The 21,025-nt window shown below is 36.8% G+C and carries 17 protein-coding genes; 5 read left to right on the forward strand and 12 right to left on the reverse strand.

What is annotated here, in order from left to right; translation table 11 throughout:
• Positions 1-37 precede the first annotated feature (37 nt).
• From pepF to spxA, 4 genes are all read right to left on the reverse strand, one after another.
• Positions 38-1,849: an oligoendopeptidase F gene (gene pepF / locus IGJ41_RS11055; RefSeq protein WP_002356480.1), complete on the reverse strand. Its 1,812-nt coding sequence runs from the start codon at positions 1,847-1,849 to the stop codon at positions 38-40.
• 47 nt (positions 1,850-1,896) lie between these two features.
• Positions 1,897-3,075, reverse strand: coding sequence for a competence protein CoiA (locus IGJ41_RS11060; RefSeq protein WP_002381473.1), 1,179 nt, complete (start codon positions 3,073-3,075; stop codon positions 1,897-1,899).
• 88 nt (positions 3,076-3,163) lie between these two features.
• The gene (locus IGJ41_RS11065; protein ID WP_002356478.1) at positions 3,164-3,826 is read right to left on the reverse strand and encodes an adaptor protein MecA; all 663 of its coding nucleotides are present in this window, start codon (positions 3,824-3,826) and stop codon (positions 3,164-3,166) included.
• Positions 3,827-4,168: 342 nt separating this feature from the next.
• Positions 4,169-4,567 carry a transcriptional regulator SpxA gene (gene spxA / locus IGJ41_RS11070; protein WP_002356477.1) on the reverse strand — a complete coding sequence of 133 codons (399 nt, stop codon included), beginning with the start codon at positions 4,565-4,567 and terminating at the stop codon, positions 4,169-4,171.
• A 359-nt stretch (positions 4,568-4,926) separates the two neighbouring features.
• Here spxA and trpS point away from each other — a divergent pair, with 359 nt between their 5' ends.
• The gene (trpS, locus tag IGJ41_RS11075; protein WP_002381472.1) at positions 4,927-5,937 is read left to right on the forward strand and encodes a tryptophan--tRNA ligase; all 1,011 of its coding nucleotides are present in this window, start codon (positions 4,927-4,929) and stop codon (positions 5,935-5,937) included.
• 43 nt (positions 5,938-5,980) lie between these two features.
• Here trpS and IGJ41_RS11080 read toward each other — a convergent pair whose 3' ends face one another.
• On the reverse strand, positions 5,981-7,696 hold the full coding sequence (locus tag IGJ41_RS11080; protein ID WP_173961585.1) for an ABC transporter ATP-binding protein: 1,716 nt from the start codon (positions 7,694-7,696) through the stop codon (positions 5,981-5,983).
• A 327-nt stretch (positions 7,697-8,023) separates the two neighbouring features.
• On the opposite strand from IGJ41_RS11080, the gene IGJ41_RS11085 reads away from it, so the two are divergent.
• On the forward strand, positions 8,024-8,737 hold the full coding sequence (locus IGJ41_RS11085) for an HAD family hydrolase (RefSeq protein ID WP_002356474.1): 714 nt from the start codon (positions 8,024-8,026) through the stop codon (positions 8,735-8,737).
• Between the two features lie 52 nt (positions 8,738-8,789).
• Here the strand turns inward: IGJ41_RS11085 and IGJ41_RS11090 are convergent, their stop codons facing one another.
• From IGJ41_RS11090 to IGJ41_RS11105, 4 genes are read right to left on the reverse strand one after another with little or no spacing between them, the layout of a single operon-like run.
• A complete protein-coding gene (locus IGJ41_RS11090) occupies positions 8,790-11,987 on the reverse strand; it encodes a DEAD/DEAH box helicase (protein WP_002362298.1) in 3,198 nt (1,065 codons plus the stop codon).
• Between the two features lie 19 nt (positions 11,988-12,006).
• Positions 12,007-15,144 (reverse strand): SbcC/MukB-like Walker B domain-containing protein, encoded by a 3,138-nt coding sequence (locus IGJ41_RS11095; RefSeq protein WP_153854217.1) that lies wholly within the window; start codon positions 15,142-15,144, stop codon positions 12,007-12,009.
• A gap of 4 nt (positions 15,145-15,148) precedes the next feature.
• A complete protein-coding gene (locus tag IGJ41_RS11100; protein WP_173961587.1) occupies positions 15,149-16,417 on the reverse strand; it encodes an exonuclease SbcCD subunit D in 1,269 nt (422 codons plus the stop codon).
• Between the two features lie 51 nt (positions 16,418-16,468).
• Positions 16,469-17,095: a lysophospholipid acyltransferase family protein gene (locus tag IGJ41_RS11105; RefSeq protein ID WP_002356461.1), complete on the reverse strand. Its 627-nt coding sequence runs from the start codon at positions 17,093-17,095 to the stop codon at positions 16,469-16,471.
• Between the two features lie 188 nt (positions 17,096-17,283).
• On the opposite strand from IGJ41_RS11105, the gene IGJ41_RS11110 reads away from it, so the two are divergent.
• On the forward strand, positions 17,284-18,018 hold the full coding sequence (locus IGJ41_RS11110; protein ID WP_002356457.1) for a tRNA1(Val) (adenine(37)-N6)-methyltransferase: 735 nt from the start codon (positions 17,284-17,286) through the stop codon (positions 18,016-18,018).
• Positions 18,008-18,274: a GIY-YIG nuclease family protein gene (locus IGJ41_RS11115; protein WP_002356455.1), complete on the forward strand. Its 267-nt coding sequence runs from the start codon at positions 18,008-18,010 to the stop codon at positions 18,272-18,274. The genes IGJ41_RS11110 and IGJ41_RS11115 overlap by 11 nt, the downstream gene beginning before the upstream one ends.
• A gap of 67 nt (positions 18,275-18,341) precedes the next feature.
• Here the strand turns inward: IGJ41_RS11115 and IGJ41_RS11120 are convergent, their stop codons facing one another.
• Genes IGJ41_RS11120 through IGJ41_RS11130 form a run of 3 tightly spaced genes read right to left on the reverse strand, consistent with a single transcriptional unit; the run spans position 18,342 to position 19,930 of the window.
• The gene (locus IGJ41_RS11120; RefSeq protein WP_002356454.1) at positions 18,342-19,037 is read right to left on the reverse strand and encodes a 5'-methylthioadenosine/adenosylhomocysteine nucleosidase; all 696 of its coding nucleotides are present in this window, start codon (positions 19,035-19,037) and stop codon (positions 18,342-18,344) included.
• Between the two features lie 15 nt (positions 19,038-19,052).
• Complete coding sequence (gene macP, locus IGJ41_RS11125) at positions 19,053-19,349, reverse strand: cell wall synthase accessory phosphoprotein MacP (protein WP_078131053.1); 297 nt, start codon at positions 19,347-19,349, stop codon at positions 19,053-19,055.
• Positions 19,346-19,930 carry an NUDIX domain-containing protein gene (locus tag IGJ41_RS11130; RefSeq protein WP_162783027.1) on the reverse strand — a complete coding sequence of 195 codons (585 nt, stop codon included), beginning with the start codon at positions 19,928-19,930 and terminating at the stop codon, positions 19,346-19,348. The genes macP and IGJ41_RS11130 overlap by 4 nt, the downstream gene beginning before the upstream one ends.
• Before the next feature lie 402 nt (positions 19,931-20,332).
• Here IGJ41_RS11130 and IGJ41_RS11135 point away from each other — a divergent pair, with 402 nt between their 5' ends.
• Entirely contained in the window at positions 20,333-21,013 is a 681-nt protein-coding gene (locus IGJ41_RS11135) for a 5-bromo-4-chloroindolyl phosphate hydrolysis family protein (RefSeq protein ID WP_173961588.1), read from the forward strand.
• The last annotated feature ends 12 nt before the right edge of the window (positions 21,014-21,025 follow it).

Raw genomic sequence — 21,025 nt, forward strand, 5'->3', positions numbered from 1 at the left:
GATATAAGTCATTTGGACTTATATCCCACTTCTTTGTCTATAATTTTTCAACCAAAGCTTCTAATTCCGTTAAACGTTCTTCAAAAACTTTCATTGCATCTTCGATATACGCGGCTTGTGTCATATCCACGCCCGCTTTTTTCATCACTTCAATTGGGAAGTCACTACTTCCTGCTTTCAAGTAGTTAAGATAGTTCTCTAAAGCTCCCTCTTCTCCAGCTAAAATATGTTTAGACAATGCCGAAGCGGCTGAGAAGCCAGTTGCATATTGATAAACATAGTAATTATAATAAAAATGTGGAATTCTCGCCCATTCGTAACTAATTTCTTCATCTCTAACTACTTCTGGTCCATAATATTTAGCATTGAGCTCGCCATAATACTCACTCAAATATTCACTTGTTAATGGCGTGCCTTTAGCATCTTCCGTGTGAATAAAATGCTCAAATTCCGCAAATTGCGTTTGACGGAAAATGGTTCCCTTAAAGCCGTCTAAATAGTGATTTAAGACATACGCACGTACTTTAGGATCTGTCTCTGTTTGTAATAAATATTCTGTTAAAATATTTTCATTTGTGGTTGAAGCAATCTCAGCTAAGAAAATTGAATAGTCGCCATAAACATACGGCTGATTATTTCTTGTATAGTAACTATGAACACTATGGCCCATCTCATGGACTAATGTAAATAGTTGATCCAAACTATCATGCCAATTCATTAAAATGTATGGGGCTGTATCATAAGCTCCGGAAGAATATGCGCCGCTTCGTTTTCCTTGATTTTCAATCACATCAATCCAACGACTTGAAAAAGCTTCTTTAACAATAGATAAATAGTCTTCACCTAGTGGTTTTAAAGCCTCAATTGCTTTTTCTTTTGCTTCTTCATAGCTGTAACGAATTGGTGCTTCACCTAGCAAAGGCGCATACAAGTCGTACATGTGTAATTCTTCTACGTTTAATAATTTTTTTCTTAATTTTACATAACGATGTAGCAAAGGTAAATGTTTATTTACTACAGCTACTAATGTTTCGTGAACACTTTCAGGGATATGATTACTTGCTAAAGAGGCTGCCCGAGCAGAATCATAATTTCTAATTTTTGCTTTATAATTATGCGTTTTAACATGTGCACCTAAAGTTGAGGCTAATGTATTTCTAAATTGTTTGTACACTTTGTACAACCCTTTAAATGCTGCTTCACGAACAGATGGATCGACACTCTCCATTAATTGACCATAAACGCCATGAGAAAGTTGAATCGTTTCGCCTTCAGCATTTTGCACAGTTGGAAATTCTAAATCTGCATTATTTAAAATTGAAAATGTATTACTTGAGGCACCAAAAATTTCACTAGCCCCCGCCAGTAAAGCTTCTTGTTCCATCGATAAAACATGGGGACGTTCATCTAAAATATTTTGAATATAGTGACGATAAACAGCTAATTTCGGCTGCTCTTCAAAATATCCCCAGATTTGTTCATCACTTAATGTTAAAACCTCTGGGTCAAACCAAGAAACAGCTTCACTAACTTGTGCATATAAAGAACTAGCTCTGGCATATAAAGCTTGGTAAGCTGTATTTGTAGTGTCTTGATCATTTTTTAAATGAGAATAGACATATAATGTTTCCACTTTTCGATAGACATCTAAAACGTATTCTAACGCAGCTAGAAAAGCTTCTGCGCCATTCCCTAAGGTACCTTTAAATGACTCTGCTTGATTTAGCTCCTCTGTCAACTGATTATACGCAACATCAAAAGCAGCATCATCTTTAAAAATTTTGGTTAAATCCCAAGTCAATGGAGTTGGAACTTCATCACGTGTTGGTAATTGTTTAATTTCGCTCATAGTTTACTCTCCTTTAAGAAACGTTTTACTCATTATATTATCATAATTTAACACGTGTGACTAAAAAAATGTTGTTTTTTCACTTTTTTTAGCCAATGAATGAGCTTTTCAGGATCTTCTCTTAGGAAAATACTAGTTATTAGGTACTTATTGTTTACTTTAATTAACACATAACATTCTTGTAACCATCTCAATAAGCTATTCCCCACGATTTTAAAAAGCTTTTTTAAGCCAATATTCGGCAGCGGTTGCCAAATAAAGTTCCCTTCTTCCAAAAAACTAGCTTCCAAGATACGCCATAGTTCCTGTTTGGTCACTAAACGCCCTTCTTTGGTTTTTAGTGCTTCCCAAACAAGCATTTTTAAATGAATATCTTCTTCAGAAGAAGGTAATAGCTTCAATCCAGGATAATAAAACCAAGGAGGTAACTGGAGAAGGTGACAACCTTTCGTGTATAAAAAGCTTTGTGTTCTAAGCAACTGAGCATTTCTGTAACCAAGTTGTTGAGTCAATTTTTGATAATAATCATGCATTAATTGGCCAGTGTGCCGTCTATCTGGCAGTAAATTTAAATTAGCAGTCGGTAGTTGGATGATTTCTAGTAATTTTTTTTCGTAAAAATCCCATGATTGCTTTCTTCTATAAAATTGTTGACATTGACTCTCTTCAATATGACAAAGTAACTCTATTCGTTCTTGTTTCTTATTGGCCGTCCATAAATAAAACCCCAAGGACTCCGAAAAGTAAAGAAATTGTTTCGTTAATTGCGTGAGCTTGTCTTTAGGCACTAATCGTTCACCTAAAATCCAAACAACTTGATAGCCATGAGTTTGATAAGTCTCCGTCCGTTCCACCAAACGTTTAATTGGCAATGGACTACATTGAATTTCAATGGCTATCTTCCCAATGAGTAAATCTGGGCGTTGCTTCAAGGTGGGTAAGTATGCCTCAACTTGAAAGGACAGCTTTTCGCGTAAACACTTTTCCGCAAAAAGCTGCTTCAAGCGGAGGTGTTCTTCTGTTTCAGCTTCTGCTTCGTACCAACAACTATTCTTTTTACGATGAGCAAAATGGGGTATTTTAATGGGGCCTGCCTTCAAAATGACCGATTGATGACACATTGGACACGCAAAAGCTTGTTCGCTTCGTATCTGTGTTAATTCATCAATCGAGCAATCGATTAAAGAAAATAATTCTTGGTTGTCTGCCGTTAAAGCTGTTAACATGATTTTCACCTCTCATAAATAAACTACGCAAAGTTTCTTAATTTTCATCAAAAAAAAAGCAAAAACTCGAAAGTTTTTGCTTTTTTGCTTAATCATTAAAGTAATAACGTGTTAATTCCAGCGCACTGCGTTCCATAATACAAGTGCCATATTCGACTAAAGTATCCTGAGTGACAGTTGTTTTATGAGCAAATTCTAAAATCTGTGCAATTTCATTATCAACATTTGTTTTTTCTAATTCATCGGTTAAGAACAAAACTTGTAAGTAATAACGATCGTTGTACGTGTATAAGTTAGTCAAAACAGATTGCATGAAGACTTCTTTGGATAATTGGATCATCGCTTCAAAATTATCTAATTCAAAGATTACATTTCTGTTTGTTTCATCTGTGGCTTCCATCTCATCAAGTTCATCGGCGGCTGCTTTGTCTGCTTCAATTTGTTTGCGAATCAATTCGCTAACATCTGCATTGACTTCGCTCAGACCTTCTAAGGAAGACAAGTCGTCCATAGCGACATTCTTACTAATAAACAATTCTAAGCCATCATTTTTAGGCAAGACTTGGAAAGTGACTGCTTCACTACCTTGGAATTCATCTTCGACATCAACTTCTTCTAAAATACTATAAAAGAAATTTTCAACATCTTTGTGGTTTCCTAGTAAGTCAAGAAAAGTAATCCCTCTATCCGCCAGGTCTTCGTTGCCAATTAACACACGAATCGTATTTTCATTAATATGTTCCATTTCCATAGCGCTACACCTCTCTTTGCTTCAATCAGGAAACTTCTTACGTTCATTGTAGCGAAAACTGCACAAAAGTAAAGTGGAAAGTCTGTAAATCATCGGAAACTAGCGAACATTTTATAAACTTTGAACTTTTTTAACGATTGGTTTTTCGCTCCTTCTACCTCTTCATCTTAACGCAGTCTCTCTAAAAAAGATATTATTTTTCCTTGACTACGTTCTGCCAAATCAAATGAATACAAGTTCTAAATATGTATTAAAAAGCCAGAGATAAAAATCCCTGGCCCTAAATTCATATGAATCGTTCTTTATTACAATTAACAAATAAAGAACAAAATTTTATATTTTTTATAAACCTGCCATTAATTGTGCTTGGCGCAATTCCAGTTGTCGAACATCTCTTGGTAAGAATCGACGAATTTCATCTTCGTTAAAACCGACTTGTAATCTTTTCTCATCAATCATAATTGGCCGACGCAACAATCCAGGGTTTTCTTGAACCAACTCTAATAAATCTTGAAGTGGAAGCTCGTCCAAATCCATATTTAATTTTTGGAAAACTTTAGAGCGAGTAGAGATAATCTCTTCTGTTCCATCTTCTGTCATGATTAAAATTGCTTTTAATTCCTCAATATTTAAAGGTTCAGAAAAAATATTTCTTTCTTTAAAAGGAATTTCGTGCTCTTGCAACCAGGCTCTAGCCTTACGACATGACGTGCAACTCGGGGAAGTATAAAGTGTCAACATTGTGCATCACTCCTTTTCGCGAATCATCGCGTTTCTGAAACAGGGAACTGTACTGTTCCTCTATTTAAAACCAGTATACCTAATTTCTAATAAAAATACTAGAGGTTTTTAAACATTTTTTATTAACTTTGTTTATTTTTCCTTCATTACATCCGTGTAAAATTAGGGTTAATTTTTATGAAATTTTATGGATATTCGTTATGATTCTGTAAAAAAGTAATACAGTTTTCTATTTTTATGGTTGCTGTTATAATTTACTTCTCTTGGTGATTTTTCAAGAAGTTCCCATGTATTTTTTTCTAATAAAATGTATAATAGAACTATTCACTATCTTAAGTCTAAAGTCAGGTGGTTATTTAATGAAAACAATTTTTTCTGGTATTCAGCCCAGTGGTACTCCGACAATCGGAAATTACATTGGTGCAATGAAACAATTTATCGAATTACAAAATGAATACAATTGTTATTTTTGTATTGTGGATGAACATGCCATTACCGTTCCCCAAGAACCGCAAAAGCTACGCCAGCAAATTCGTAGCTTAGCAGCTCTTTACCTAGCGGTTGGTTTAGACCCACAAAAAGCAACAATTTTCATACAGTCTGAAGTGAGTGCCCATGCAGAAGCTGGTTGGATCATTCAGTGCAATACTCCTATTGGTGAGTTAGAGCGAATGACACAATTTAAAGATAAATCGCAAAAAAATGGTCGTGCTGGCGTAAGCGCTGGTCTTTTAACATACCCTCCATTAATGGTTGGTGATATCGTGTTGTACAACGCTGACTTAGTGCCAGTCGGAGATGATCAAAAACAACACTTAGAATTAACACGTGATTTTGTGGAACGCTTCAACAAACGTTACGCTCAAAAAAATCAAGAAATTTTAACGATGCCTGAAGTAAAAATCGCTGAGCAAGGTAGTCGAATTATGAGCTTACAAGAACCAACGAAAAAGATGAGTAAGTCTGATACAAATGTGAAGGGCTTTATTTCAATGCTTGATGAGCCAGCAGTGATTCGCAAAAAAATCCGCTCTGCTGTAACTGATTCAACTGGTGTAATTGAATATAATAAAGAAGAAAAGCCTGGCATTACTAACTTACTAAATATTTATTCTGCTGCGACAGGTCAAACTGTTGAGGAACTTGTTCAAGCTTACGAAGGCAAAGGCTATGGAGACTTCAAAGCAGATTTAGCAGAAGCAGTAGTTGCCTTATTAGAACCTATTCAAGTGCGCTACCAAGAGCTTCTAGCTTCAGAAGAATTAGATATGATTTTAGATGAGGGTGCAGAAAACGCTCGCCAGGTAGCCAACAAAACACTTCAACGAATGAAAAATGCTGTTGGTTTGGGAAGAAAAGTTCGGCGCTAACTAAACATAATAAAAACCCGCGAAGTTTTATTCGCGGGTTTTTTTATGTTCTAAATTGAGCATCGTACAGCCGACGATAGTGGCCTCTTTGCGCGTACAAAGTTTCATGTGTTCCATCTTCTAAAATTCCTTGGTCACTAACTACGATTATTCGATCAGCATGTTTAATCGTTGCCAGTCTGTGGGCAATAATTAATGTTGTTCGCCCGTCAGCTAACGAGTTTAATGACTCTTGAATCACTTGCTCTGTTTCTGTATCTAATGCAGAAGTCGCTTCATCTAGAATTAAAATTGGCGGGTTCTTCAAGAACATTCGCGCAATTGCCACTCGCTGCTTTTGACCGCCCGATAATTTCACGCCACGTTCGCCAATAATTGTGTCCAAGCCATCTGGCATTAGCTGAATTACATGTTCTAAATGTGCTAATTTCACCGCTTGTTGAATGTCTATTTCTGTAGCATTTAAATTCCCATAAGCAATATTTTCTCGTAATGTTCCAGGGAATAAAAACACATCTTGTTGAACAATTCCAATCTGCTTACGTAATGAAGCCAAGGTCATTTGCTGGATATTTCTACCGTCAATCGTAATTTCACCACTACTGACTTCATAAAAACGAGGCAACAGATTGCACAAGGTCGTTTTTCCTGAACCACTTTGGCCAACGAAAGCAACGGTTTCACCAGGTTGAATTTTTAAATTGATATGGTCTAAAACTTTTGTGCCATCTTCATAAGCAAATGAAACATCTTTATAGGCAATCGTTCCTTCTAAATGCGAAACAGCAACAGCTCCTGGCAAATCTTTGATGGCCGGTTGTTTGTCCATTTCTTCCGTAAAACGTTTAAAACCAGCAAATCCTTTGGGATAACTTTCAATCATATTATTGACTTTTTCAATCGGCCGAATAAAAATATTGGCTAATAAAATAAATCCTACAAACTGACCTTCTGTAATTTCTCCTTTAATTGTATAATACGCACCAAAAATTAATGAAAATAAATTTATCAGACGAATTAATAAGTAATTATAGGCGGAACTGACACCCATCACCTTATAAAAATATAATTTCGATTTTCGATACATTTGATTTAAATAATTAAACTGTTTTCGTTCAAATGGTTCATTTGCAAAAGATTGCGTGACACGTATCCCACTTACTGACGCTTCAATCCCAGCATTAAATTCACCTAAATTATCGTAAATATCCGTATTCGCTTTTGTCATTTTTTTATTAAAATAGCCTAGCGCAATCGTGATAAATGGCAATAAAATAAACGTAGCGATGGCTAATTTCACGTGAATGGTTAACATTAATAAAAAAGAACCTGCTAACGTCATAATCGTAATAAAGACGTCTTCTGGACCATGATGCGCCACTTCCGAAATTTCAAAAAGATCAGTGGTCAAACGGCTCATTAATTTCCCTGTTTTTTGATTATCATAATACTCAAACGGTTGTGTTTGAAGATGCTGATATAATTCTTCACGCATATCTGTTTCAATATTCACGCCTAACATATGACCAAAATAAACCACAATAAATTGTAAAAACGTATTGATTATATAAAATGCAAATAAGCCCGCACTAGCTAATGCAATGAGGCGAAAATCTCCTTTTGGCATAATCTTATCAATTACTTGGTTGACTGCTACTGGAAAAGCCAACTCTAACAGCCCCGCAAAAACGGCACACCCAAAATCCAAAATAAATAATCGACGATAAGGTCGATAATACCAAAAAAAACGCTTTAACATAACTCCTTAACTCTCCCCCTTCATTCTCACTCATTATACGGAAAAAGACGGTCTCTTGCAAAATTCTAACTTCTATCAGAACGCATGTTATTTAAGTAACTTTGACTCAAAATCATTTTCACAAACTTTTCATTATCAGAATATTTTTTCATTTATCGTTTCCATTTTTTCGGTAAAAATAACTATAATTGTCTTTTCCCGCAAGGCTTTGATTTCTGCGAAAAACCTTGAAATACAGTGAAAAATACTCTATTTATTTGTGAAAATATCAGCTACAATATAACATATGAAAAGTTTTGTAAAAAAGTTAAGAGGTGCACTTGTTAAATGAGAACCATTGTTTTTGATGTTGATGACACGCTGTACGATCAGCAACAACCCTTTCGAAATGCGATGACTAAAATTTTCCCGAACGTTGCGACAGAGGATATGCATGAATTGTATCTTCGTTTTAGACACCACAGCGATGAAACGTTTCCGAAAGTTTTAGCCAATGAATGGTCCCTAGATTTCATGCGGTTTTTCCGGATGAATGAAACATTAAAAGATCTAAACTATCCAGGAATTTCACAAGAAGAAGGAAAAATTTTCCAACAAGTTTATGAAGAAGAATTGGATAATATTACGATGCATCCAGAAGTTACTAAGCTTCTTGATACTTTACAAGAAAAGGAAATTCCGATGGGGATTATTACAAATGGTCCAACAGACCATCAATTTAAAAAAGTTAAACAATTGAATCTTGAAAAATGGGTTCCAAGCCAAAATATCATTATTTCTCAAAGTACGGGTTTTCAAAAACCTGAAAAGGAAATTTTTGATTTAGCCTGTAATCAATTTTGTATGGAACCTGAACATACTTTATATGTTGGTGATAGTTATGACAATGATATTGTAGGCGCACGTAATGGTGGCTGGCATTCTCTTTGGTTTAACCACCGCTCTCGTGAACTACCAAGTTGCCAACCTGCATCACACCTTGCAGAAGTCACTTGTTTCACTGAACTTTGTCCGACTGTGGAGAAATTATTTAATCTTTAAAAATAAAAAAGCCTAACTACGCTTCAAATTTGAAATGTAGTTAGGTTTTTTTCTATTCTCCAATGCTTAAAATTGTGCGAATATCTTCTTCCGTCATTTTCGCTAATTGCTCTTCATTTCCTTGAATCACTTTTTGGAACAGCTCGCGTTTCTCTTGCTGTAAGGAATTCATTTTTTCTTCAACCGTTCCTTCTGCAATCATCCGCCACACTTCAACAACCTTTTTTTGTCCCATGCGGTGCGCCCGACCAGCCGCTTGTTCTTCGACTGCGGGATTCCACCATAAATCGTATAAAATAACTGTATCTGCACCAGTTAAATTTAGTCCGGTTCCCCCTGCTTTCAATGAAATTAAAAAGACATCTTTTTCTCCTTCATTGAAGGCATTCGCCATCGTTAACCGATCTTGGGGCTTCGTACTTCCTCGTAAATAGAACGTCTCTAAACCTAATTCATTCAATTCTTTTTCTAAGATAGAAAGCATGCTTGTGAACTGAGAAAATAATAGAACACGACGATTGTTTTCTTTTGCAGCCACTAAAAAGTCTTTGACTTGTTCCACTTTGCCAGAACCTCCCGTGTAATCCTCAATAAACAAACGCGGATCGCAACAGATTTGTCGTAAACGGGTCAAGCCTGCTAAAATACTCATACGATTTTTCTTGAAGGTTGCCTGATCCATTTGACTAACATCTGCTTGCATTTGTTTTAGATAGGCCAAATAAACCGTTTTTTGTTCTTCTGTTAAGACACTGTACATATTATTTTCAATTTTTTCTGGTAAGTCTGCGAGCACCGTTTTCTTGTCTCGTCGTAAAATGAATGGTTGAATCATTTTGGCAATTTCTTCCGGCTTAATTTCTCGAAAGGCTTTTTTGCCTGGGAACAATCCCGGTAAGATCATTTGGAAAATTGACCACAGTTCATCTAAATTATTTTCAATTGGTGTGCCACTTAATGCAAAACGTTGGGGTACTTTTAAACTTTTTAAGGCTTGCGCCGTTTTAGTCCCACTATTTTTAACCATTTGGGCCTCATCTAAAATCAAATAGCCGACACGCATTTCCTGATAAAGCTGAACATCTTGTCGCATACTTGCATAAGAAGTAATCAGAATATCTTCGGTGCTATTTTGTAAAAGCGCTGCTCGTTCTTGGCGGTTGCCAGAAACCACTTGAACATTTAAGGTTGGCGCAAAACGTTTGACTTCGGCTAACCAGTTATAGGTTAAACTTGCAGGTGCGACAATCAAAGCTGTCCCTTTCAAGCGCTCTTCTTCTTTTTCCGAAAGTAAATAGGTAATGGTTTGCAGTGTCTTCCCTAAACCCATTTCATCAGCTAAAATACCGCCAAATTGATAATGGCTAAGCATTTTCAGCCATTTATAACCTGTTTCTTGGTAATGGCGTAACGTTGCTTGTAAGGTTTTGGGGACTTGCGCTTCAAAGTTTTCTGGATGCGTTAAATCCGTGACCATTTTTTTAAAGGAATCTGAAAAATGTGCCCGCTCGTTGTCTTCTAATAAACTTTCGATCATGAGGCCTTGGTTTTTGGGCACATGAATGACATTGTCTTCTTGATGCATATTTTTTCGCAGCTTCGTTAAAATTGCACTTGTATGGAAAAATTCCTCTGAGTCAAAAGCAAGAATTTCACCACTTTTTAACGTATAAAAAGCATCATTACGTAGCAGACTAGTCAATACTGCATCGATTTCGGTTTCATCAATGCCAGTGACATCAAACCGAATATCTAACCAAGAATCCCCTTCCGCAACTTCAATCGTTGGTTGATGATGCTGGGCATCTAAATACAATTCCCGTAATTTCCGTCCCATCCGAACTTCTCCTAATTGACGGAAAGCTGGAACCTCGGCTTTAAAGAAATAATACAAGGACTCTCCAGCAGGTAAGACTTTTTCAAAGCCTGTGGTTGTTTGCTGATAGGCAAACTGTTGAAATTGTTGCTTAATTGCTGTTTCTTTTGCTTTATCTCGAACGATTTCTTGATTGACTTCAGGTAATTGAGCATATTTCGGGTTTGTCGAGAAAATGACTTCTCCATAGTGATAGTCAATCCGAGCGTTAATCCGACCTTTAATTTTCTTAAAAATAAAGACTGCTTTTAAAGGATGGTGGACGACTAATTCTTCAACTGATTCTTCAACAGACACTCGACCAATTTTTTCCAATAATGGTAACACTTCACTAAATAAATCAGAAACTGTTTCTTTTTCATAAATAATTGACGGCTCTTCCAAGCGTTTCATTAATTGAAGTAACGTGGTGTAGATGGCTTCCTGCTCTTCTGTTAGTAAATAAACCGTTTGATCCGCAATCGCCCAGTGATAGTGGGCTAGAAACGTTGTAATAGGATTCTGAATAGTTAATTTGAAGCTTTGTTCCTCGGTTTTTTGTACTGTAAACGTAAGTGGCAAACTGGTTTCTTTGAACGTTAGATAGCGATACTTATGAGTTTGATTGGTCAATATAAACTGACCCGTTCGATTCATTTTTTCAACTAACGATTGACTGCGATCAATTGGTAATAATAGATAACGTTTGTCGATTTTCCCTTTAACTTGAATACCGTTTGCACCTAATAATTGGCTGGTATGATAAATTGCCGCAAGTTCTGTTAAAATTTCTTGAATCTCCATTGAAAAAGAATCATGTAGCAAAGTAAATTGGTGTTGTTTATTCACCATAAAAGTCATTTCTTTTTCATATGCTTGTAAAAAATCACCAATATTTTTCACAATATATGTTTTAGGTTTGGTCCCTTCCAAACCAATTTTTAAAGAAAGACCAATCGTTGATAATTCTGGATAGTAATTATTCGTTTCAATCACATCTAAATGAAATTCTAAACGTAAAGGTTGCAAGGGAACTTCGGCAGAGGCTTTGCTTAATTTGGCAAAGCCTTTGGTAAACATTTCAGCTGTTGATCGATTTGTTTTCTCAAAACTGACTGTTTGATTCGCTTGAATAATTCTTGACACGCCTCGTTGTTTCAGTGCCAGTTCGACTGCCACTGTATGCTTGCAATAGCCATGTTCCATCCAATATTGACATTCACAAACATCTTGTTCTTTGGCGGTACCATCCAATTCAACAAGATAAAGTTCTTCCCCTAAAACCTCAGACAACCAGATCCTTTTTTCTGGATTTTGAACGATAGATAAGACCCGGCCTTCTTGCATATATTCGCGCCCTTGTTCAACGATTCGCTCTGGAATACTCCATTTCATCGACTCACCTCCTCTTCTACTAAGCTAGCTGATAGTGAACGGTACTTTGACCATTCCCATTGCTTTTTATTTGTAATTGTTGTGGAATTCGTGCTTTTAATTCGCCAATATGACTAATAATCCCAATCATGCGGCCTTCATTTTCAATCGTTTCTAACGCCTCCATTGCCATTTCCAATGCTTCTTCATCTAAGGAACCAAAGCCTTCATCAATAAACAACGCATCAATTAAGACTCCGCCTGCTTGTTCTTGAATCACTTCTGCTAAAGAAAGTGCCAAAGCTAACGCTGCTATAAAACTTTCCCCGCCTGATAACGTGTGAGCGCTGCGCACCGTCCCCGAATTGTCATCATAAATATTGATTTCTAGCCCCGTTTGATTCCGATAACTGCCTGCTTCGTGATTCAATTCAAATTGATAACGACTATTGGTCAGGCGGTCTAAACGCTGATTAGCGACTGCCAGCACTCTTTCTAAATACGTTTGTAACATATACCGTTCAAAACTAATTTTTTTAGGATTATTGCCATTCACCGTATCTGCCAACTGTTGTAGTGCAGCAACTTCCTCAAACTTGTCTTCAATTGTTGTTCTTTGCGCATTAATTTCTTGAACCAACTGTTGGTTGTTCAGCATTTTTTCATGCAGTTGATAGTATTTTTTTTCTTGTTCTTCAATTTGTTGTGTTATTTGTTCAATTTCTGTGGTGATTAAAGATAATTCTGGGAACGTATCACTAGATAATTTTTTCTCAATTTCAGCGAGTTGGATAGTCAGTTGGGTTTGCTCTTGTTCAAATAAAGCAATTTGTTCTTGCTGACTTTCTAGTGTCGGTACCTCTTTCAACCACTCCGTCAATTGGTCCTCTGTCACTCCTTGTTCCGTTAAAACTGCCTTTAACTGACTCTCAAGTTGTGCGACTGTTTGTTGAAGTGTTTGTTGTTCTTTCTCCAAATGCGTCAACGTACTTTCAAGGATCATTTCTTCTTTCTTCAAGGTTTCTCCTTGTGTCGTCACGTTTTCTTTTTGACGTTCAAATGCAGAGAGTTCTTCTTGAAGCAAAGCTTGTCGTTTAGTCATTTCTTCGTATGTGACGGTTGCATCCAATAATTGGCTAGCAATCATTTGCTGCTGGATAGTGATTCTTTCCAGACTTTGTTGCATTGTTTCTACTTGTTGTCGGAGCACTTCAAAGCGTTGAGAATTTTCAGCTACTTGTTCTTCTAGTTCCGCCAGACGGTCCTTTTCGACTGAAATTTCCGTTAGTTTTTGTGCTATTTGTTGTTTTTCTTTAGCTAATTGCGACTCAACTTCCGCAATTTCTGCAGGTGTTACTTGTGAAAAAGTTAGTCCTGTTAACGGCAACTGCAAGTCAGCAAACTGCGCTGCTAATTGTTCTTGTTCCTCAGTATACGCAGCTTCCTGTTCTTGTAATTGGCTTTCTTTCTGTTGCTTTTCCGCCCCTAATGCAGAGAGCGTTTCAGTAAATCGTTGAACCGTTTTTTCAACTTCCGTTAATTCCCGTTCCGCTTGATCAATCTCTTCTAAGGAAACTTCTTGATGAGTTTGTTGCTTTGGATGTTCTAAAGAGCCACAAACTGGGCAAGGTTCCCCCTCTTCAAGTAACAAGCTTAATCGTTGGATTTGTAAAGAGGCCCATTGACTTTTCTTTGTCTGCAACTTCGCTTCTTCGGCGCTTTTTTGTTGCTGTTCAACAGCAAACCGTTGTGTCAACTCGTGCAATTCCACTTGGTTTTGACTAATTTTTTGCCAAGCTTTTTGATTTTTTTGCCAACGTTCTACAAAATTTTGCCAATGATCTGCTACACTAGAACATTCAAAATTTGCTTTTTCAAGTGTTCCTTCTTGTTCAATAAATTGTTTGGCTGTCGCCACTTTATCCGCTAATGTTATTTTTTCCTGTTGGCAAGATTCATACTCTTTTTGAATGGCTTGATAATTGGCTTGTTCTGCTATTTGTTGTTGGGCTAACTGTTCATATTCTTGGTATTGTGGTAATTGACGTTGAATCGTTTGAAGACGTTCTTGTTTTTCAGCAATCAATGGTTGTTGTTCTTCCAACTCACTCATGATTGCTTGCCAATCTGTCAATGCTTGTTGCGTTTCCATAAGAGCTTGTTGTTTGGACTTTGTTTCTTGCTCTTTTTGTTGTTTTTCGCTTCGTTTTTCAAAGACTTTTTCAGCTAAAGATTGCTGTTTTTGGCTCCATTTTAATTGCTGAATCTGTTCCTTTAGCCGCTCAATGACGGTTTCCTGTTCAGCTTGTTTTGCTTTCTTTTCCAATAATTCTTCTTTTTGCTGTTGCAAGTTTTGCCGTTCTTCAATGGCATAACGAACTTGCTCTTTTGCTTGTTTGGCTTGTTTTAAGGTTGCAATTTGTTCTCTTTCAACTAATAGTTGTTGCTGAGCCTCTTGTTGTTGGCTTTCTAATAATTGAAGTTTTTCAAAAAGTGTCATTGTCGGTTCAGGTTCTTCTGACCAATGCAACTGTTCTGTTTTCAGTTCAATTTTTTGCTGGGTTTCTTGAATCTCTTGATTGGCAATTTTTAAGCGTTCTTTTAAATTTTCGCTGAACAACTGATACAATTCTGTTCCGAATAAATTACGCAAAACCTTTTCTTTTTCATCACTTTTAGCAATTAAAAAAGTCCGAAATTCTCCTTGTGGTAACAATACAATTTGAGCAAATTGATTGGCATTCAAATGCAATAATTCTTGAATGAGTTCGTCCACTTCGCGTCTTTTAGAATAGGCTCGTAGTTCTTTCCCTTGAGCATCTTTGACAATTAAAGAAATTTTGGCACTTTGTTTACGGACTCCTGTGCCACGTTTTTTAAAAAGTTCTTGTTCGGGAAGGCGGTTCAGTTCATAGAGATACTCGTTATGTTTAAAAAGCAAAGTAACTTCAGTGGCTTCTGAGGGGTCAGCAAATGTGGAACGCATTTCTTTGCCTAAACGTAATTTCCCAGAACTTTCACCAAACAAAGCATAGCTCATTCCATCAAAAATCGTTGTTTTCCCAGACCCTGTTTTTCCACTAATTAGAAAAAGTGAAGAATCTTCAAACTTCGTAAAATCAATGGTTTCATTAATATACGGTCCGAAGTTTTTCAATGTTAAAGATAATGGTTTCATCCTGTTACTTCCCTCTTTCTAATTGATTAAGTGTACTCAGTTCTTCTTGGACCCATTGTGCTTGTTGTTCTGTCAAGGCCTCTCCTGTCACATCGTTAAAAAAGTCATGCAGATGTTCTTCTGGTGAACGTTGTTCTATTTGTACCACTTTTTTCTGATTTCCGTTGCTTGTTTCTCGACCATTCAAACGTTCCAACCCAATAATTTTGGGGTAAATTTTTCGCAATTGATTCATCATGTTGGGAATGATCGCTCGGTCGGTTAATTGGACATGTAAATAATTTTCCCGATTCACTTCTTGATAAAAAGCGGGATCCGTTAACTGCTGAAACGAGCCCGTCAATTGTTGAATGTCTCGCAATGGTTTCAAAGTACGGAATTTAAAATGAACTTCAGCTTCTGTTTCAACAAGCCAAACACCCTTTTCTTGTGTCATTTCTGATAAAGAAAATTTTACAGGCGAGCCACTGTATCGAGCATTAGGTGCCTGCAACGCATTTTTTCCATGTAAGTGGCCCAACGCGACATAATCAAAAGGCTCTAACAAAGCCGTCGGTACAACATCCAAACCACCCACTGTTAATTTTGTTTCAGAATCAGTTTTTTCACTGCCAGCGACAAAAAAATGACTAACTAACACCTGTTTTTTGTTGGGAAGAAAAGATTCCTGCATTTTCGCGACAACTTTTTCCATCGCCGCCTGAATCGTTCGAATCGTTTCATCTTCAAAATATAAGCGAGCCGCAATCGGTTCAAAATAAGGCAACAAATAAAATTGGGTATTGTCGATTTCAATTGGTTGAAAGGCTTGTTCTAAACGCGTATTCAAATGAAATTGCGTTTGGTTAAACCAAGGGCCTCCTGTTTCTAAACGAGTGCTGCTATCATGGTTTCCCGAAATAGCTAACACGGGTAAATGCTCTTTGAGATTCATTTGAATCATCATTTCATTAAAAATCTCGACTGCTTCAACCGCTGGAACAGAGCGATCATACAAATCTCCAGCGATCACAACAGCATCCACTTGCTCTTCTTTCGCAATTGCTAAGATTTGTTTAAAGGCTTCCTTTTGTTCTGCCAATAAATCAAAACCATGTAATTTTTTGCCAATATGCCAATCTGCTGTATGTAAAAATTTCATTTTTTCACCGCCTAAAAAAGTCCTTCTTATTATTATAACAAATTTCTGGTATTTTTTAAGAAAATCGGACAGAAGAATTAGATTTTTAACAAACTTTTTTCTTAACACAAGAAAAAAGACAGGGAGCATCATCTTTTGATGAGACTACCTGCCAGTAACATTCCTATTTTGTAGCGGTTTGTTTTATTCTTTTTCTGTTGATTCATATTTAAAAGTTGGATCAATTTCTTTATCTAACTGATCAAATGCTTCTTGCATCCGACGTTCCACTTCAGCTAAACCGTCTTTATCCATTTTTTTAATATCGCTAATATCGATTGGCTCCCCAAAACGAACCGTTACTTTTTTACGTTTAAACAACTCTTTTAAAGTTAACGGACCTTGATAAACAGATGGCACGATAGGTACTCGCCCCATTTTAGCAATCAAGGCTACCCCACCTTTTAATTCTGAGGAATGACGCGTGCCACTAGGGAACATAATCAAACTTAAATCAGAATTTTTTAAAATTTTGACAGGTGTTTTAATCGCGCTGGGACCGGGCTTCTCACGATCCACCGGAAACGCATTCGCATGTTTTAAAATGAAACGTAAAACAGGATTTTTAAACAACTCTTTTTTTGCCATAAAGCTAAACTTCTTAGGACTGCCAGCAACAGCTAAATACAGCGGTTCCCACCATGTTCGATGCGGCGCAACTAAGACATAGTTTTGGTCTTTTGGTAATTTTTCTTTATTTTCATAATGTGCATTTCCATTAATCACAAATAAAATGACGCGAACCACGCCACGCATAAATGTAAAAAACATAATTTTCTTCCTTTCTTCTCTCCGCTTTCTAGTATGCCGAAAGCTCTACCTTTTGACAAGCTTTTTTTACGTCTATCAATCAGAGAAATAACATGTCCCTACTAATCTAGGGAACAGATTTTGTCATACGGGTTTAAAAGTAGTATAATACATGAACAATCAGATGAAAAGTTGGAGGTTCTTAATCTATGTTATTATCCGGCGAACGGATTGATCAATTATATGCGGATGATATTCAAATTATTCAAAGCAAAGAAGTCTTTTCTTTTTCCATTGATGCAGTCTTATTGGCTAATTTTCCGCAACTACCAAAAAAAGGCAAGATTGTCGATTTGTGTGCTGGCAATGGCGCGGTCGGCCTCTTCGTTAGTCGGAAAACAGCTGCAAAGATCGACCAAATCGAATTACAACCTCGTTTGGCAGATATGGGTCAACGAAGTATTCTATTAAATAAATTGGAAAAACAAGTAACGATGTATGAACGTGATTTAAAACAAGCGACAGAAGTCATCAAAAAAGATTCTGTGGATTTAGTACTATGTAATCCCCCATACTTTAAAGAACGACCAACTAGCCAAAAAAATCCAAACCCGCACTTAGCGATTGCCCGTCATGAAATTCACACGTCTCTTCAAGAAGTGGTCACTGTGTCGGCGGATTTATTAAAAACAAATGGTCGTCTCGCAATGGTTCATCGTCCTGATCGTTTCCTGGATATTTTACATGCCATGGAAAACGCCAATATTGCGCCGAAAAAAGCTCGGTTTGTTTATCCGAAGCCAGGCAAAGAAGCCAATGTTTTACTAATTGAAGGCATTAAACAAGGCAAAAAAGACGGTTTTCGTGTGTTACCACCTCTTTTTACATACAATGAAAAGAACGAATACGAAGCAGAAATGAAGGCTATGCTGTATGGAGAATAAGAAATCCCATTATTTTTATGTTTTACTTTGCCAAGATGGTTCCTTTTACGGTGGCTATACAACTGAGCCAGAACGTCGATTAACCGAACATAATAGCGGAACTGGTGCAAAATATACTCGATTAGCCAAACGACGGCCAGTCAAAATGATTCATACAGAGAAATTTGAAACACGTAGCGCGGCCACCAAAGCCGAAGCCGCCTTTAAAAAATTAACGCGCAAACAAAAAGAACAGTATTTAAAAACCTTCCATTAAATGACAATAAATCAGAAAGAAACAGCCATCATTTCATTGATGAAATGATGGCTGTTTCTTTCTCTTTTTAAACTAAGTTTTCGACAAAATGAATAACCATTTCGGCTGATTTTTTCCCAGCTTCATCGATGAATTCGTCAAAGCTTTGAGTTGCTTCGCCATCTGCTGTATCACTCATTGCCCGTACAACTAAGAATGGAATATTGAACTGTGAAGCCGCTTGGCCAATTGCTGCGCCTTCCATTTCACAAGCTAAGGCTTCAGGAAACTCTTTCTTAATTTTGGCGATTTTCTCAGCGCTATCCACAAAAGTATCTCCAGTAACAATCAATCCTTTACGAATAGCTAGCCCAGTTTTTTCAGCAGCTTTCGCAATTTCCATCCGCAAGTATTCACTTGTTTCAAAATACAAAGGCACACCACCAGGCAATTGTCCATAGGCATAACCAAAACCAGTGACATCAACATCAAAGTAAGCTAATTTGTCTGCAATGACTAAATCGCCGACTTTTAGTCCTTCACCGATACCACCAGCAGAACCTGTATTAATCACCATATTTACGCCATATTGATGAATCAATAAAGTCGTGGTCACAGCTGAGGCCACTTTACCAATTCCTGAACGAACCACAATCACCTCATGTCTTCCTAACGAACCAGAAACAAATAAAGCGCCTGCTCGTTCCCATGACATCGTGTCTGTCAATTTTTCTTTTAGAATTTTGACCTCTTGATCCATTGCTCCAATAATTCCAATTTTCATAGTGATTCCTCTTTTCTATAAATTCAAAACGATATACGCCACAACGGCTAATAAAATCGCTACAATAATAATTGCCTTGTTTAACCAAGTACTCCGTTCTCGACGTTTCGAGTATTCTCCTACTCGTGACTTGTTGATCGGTTTTTGTTTTTTCTTTTCTTTACGATAAAACGTCGAAATTTCTTTTTCTTTTCGCTTATACGCTTTTTCCGCCAGCTTCTGTTCTTCCTGCTGACGACGTTCTACTTCTTTTTCTTCTGCTTCTCTGCGTTTGCGAAGTTCTGTCCGAGTGACTAACGGACCTTTGCTCATTGCGTGTCCTCCTTAAACTGTCTCTGCAGTAAATACAATTCCCAGTATTGTATAGCAAAAAGTGTTTTTGCATCACAAATCGTGCCCTTTGCCACTTCTGCTTTGGCTTCAGCTATTGTTAGCTCGTAAATTTCCAAGATTTCATCTTCATCTTGAGGACGCGGATTTTCGACTTTCTGCAAATCCGTTGCCAAATAGAGAGCCAATTTTTCATTAGCAAATCCTGGTGACAGATACATTGAATTTATGTAGGTAAGTTGACCTGCACGATACCCAGTTTCTTCTTCCAATTCCCGCATAGCCGTCTTTTCCAGTTGATTTTCTTCTCCAGGATCAATTTTTCCCGCCGGAATTTCTAAAATTACTTGTTCCAAGGGTTTTCTAAATTGTTTAACTAAGACGATTTTTCCTTCTGCGGTTAACGGAATCATAGCTACTGCGCCTGAATGAAAAACCAATTCGCGTTTAGCAGTGCCGCCTGTCGGTAAAGCCACGTCATCCAAAAAAACATCAATAATCTTTCCTTTAAAAATTTCTCGACGTTGAAGTGTTTTTTCTTCGAAGTCCTCATAATTTAACATATCTTTCACCAACCTTTCTTGTTTATCATACCCTAAAATGATAAAAATCGCACCCCTTCTTCTCTAGTTAAACCCTTTTCAAAGAAAAAAATTTATTGCTTTAGAAAAAAATTACATTTTCGAAAAAAAATAGACATAAAAAATTCACAACTTCCTTGTATTATTTAAGCATACCAACAAACAACCCTAACAAAACACTTTTTCATTTTTAACTCCTTTCCCGTCCTACCCCCAATTAGGACGGGTCTTTTTTTGCGTTTTATACTTTTTTTCTTATGATTTCACTAAATCATAAAATACATCTTCCGCTGTATGTCTTTTCTCTCACAGAGTATGCTAAAATAACTATTGTAACGAGAGCTGACTCTTTCGAGGATTAGATAGATAGGAGGAACTATATAAATGAACAAATTAAATACAAAATTACTGATTGGCTATATTCTTTTAGGAGCCTTAATCATTGCTGTCGCTAGAGAATATGGCTTCTTCGCTTTTGTGATTCTGGTAGGCTTTTTAGTATTCGTTCTCTATCGAAAAAAGAAAAATGCCGCCGACAAGAGCGATCAAATGCCTTACTTAACAAAAGATAAAGAAGCCCATTATCGTGAGTTGGGGTTATCTCCACAAGAAATTGATTTTTTCAGAAGTACAATGAGCACAGCCAAAAAACAAATCATACAATTACAAGAAAACATGAATCGTTCAACTAAATTACGGGCGATTGACTTACGTAATGATACAACGAAGGTTTCTAAAGCTCTGTTTAAAGAGTTAGTGAAAGAACCTAAAAAGTTACACTTAGCCAATCACTTTCTCTATACACATTTACCAAATATCGTTGACTTAACAAGTAAGCATTTAGAAATCGAACAACATGAAGTAAAAAACAAACAAACGTATGAAAAATTAGAAGAAAGCGCACAAATCATTGACCAATTGTCAAAATTAGTTAAAAATGATTATGAGGAAATCGTTTCCGATGACTTAGACGATTTAGATGTCGAAATGTCGATCGCTAAAAGCAGCTTATCGCTAAAAGCCGCAACTGAGGAATCACCTCAAGTAAACGAAGACCAGCAATAATCATTAGGGAGG

Source organism: Enterococcus sp. DIV1537a (assembly GCF_051712085.1).
Lineage (GTDB): Bacteria > Bacillota > Bacilli > Lactobacillales > Enterococcaceae > Enterococcus > Enterococcus faecalis.

Bases quoted from the DNA above. Each gene is read 5' to 3' on its own strand.
- IGJ41_RS11085 (WP_002356474.1), top strand. From the start codon at position 8,024: ATGAGAACCATTGTTTTTGATGTTGATGACACGCTGTACGATCAGCAA.
- IGJ41_RS11135 (WP_173961588.1), top strand. From the start codon at position 20,333: ATGAACAAATTAAATACAAAATTACTGATTGGCTATATTCTTTTAGGA.
- trpS (WP_002381472.1), top strand. From the start codon at position 4,927: ATGAAAACAATTTTTTCTGGTATTCAGCCCAGTGGTACTCCGACAATC.
- IGJ41_RS11060 (WP_002381473.1), bottom strand. From the start codon at position 3,075: ATGTTAACAGCTTTAACGGCAGACAACCAAGAATTATTTTCTTTAATC.
- macP (WP_078131053.1), bottom strand. From the start codon at position 19,349: ATGAGCAAAGGTCCGTTAGTCACTCGGACAGAACTTCGCAAACGCAGA.
- IGJ41_RS11095 (WP_153854217.1), bottom strand. From the start codon at position 15,144: ATGAAACCATTATCTTTAACATTGAAAAACTTCGGACCGTATATTAAT.
- IGJ41_RS11115 (WP_002356455.1), top strand. From the start codon at position 18,008: ATGGAGAATAAGAAATCCCATTATTTTTATGTTTTACTTTGCCAAGAT.
- pepF (WP_002356480.1), bottom strand. From the start codon at position 1,849: ATGAGCGAAATTAAACAATTACCAACACGTGATGAAGTTCCAACTCCA.
- IGJ41_RS11100 (WP_173961587.1), bottom strand. From the start codon at position 16,417: ATGATGCTCCCTGTCTTTTTTCTTGTGTTAAGAAAAAAGTTTGTTAAA.
- IGJ41_RS11110 (WP_002356457.1), top strand. From the start codon at position 17,284: ATGTTATTATCCGGCGAACGGATTGATCAATTATATGCGGATGATATT.
- IGJ41_RS11120 (WP_002356454.1), bottom strand. From the start codon at position 19,037: ATGAAAATTGGAATTATTGGAGCAATGGATCAAGAGGTCAAAATTCTA.
- IGJ41_RS11130 (WP_162783027.1), bottom strand. From the start codon at position 19,930: ATGTTAAATTATGAGGACTTCGAAGAAAAAACACTTCAACGTCGAGAA.
- IGJ41_RS11080 (WP_173961585.1), bottom strand. From the start codon at position 7,696: ATGTTAAAGCGTTTTTTTTGGTATTATCGACCTTATCGTCGATTATTT.
- IGJ41_RS11065 (WP_002356478.1), bottom strand. From the start codon at position 3,826: ATGGAAATGGAACATATTAATGAAAATACGATTCGTGTGTTAATTGGC.
- spxA (WP_002356477.1), bottom strand. From the start codon at position 4,567: ATGTTGACACTTTATACTTCCCCGAGTTGCACGTCATGTCGTAAGGCT.
- IGJ41_RS11105 (WP_002356461.1), bottom strand. From the start codon at position 17,095: ATGTTTTTTACATTTATGCGTGGCGTGGTTCGCGTCATTTTATTTGTG.
- IGJ41_RS11090 (WP_002362298.1), bottom strand. From the start codon at position 11,987: ATGAAATGGAGTATTCCAGAGCGAATCGTTGAACAAGGGCGCGAATAT.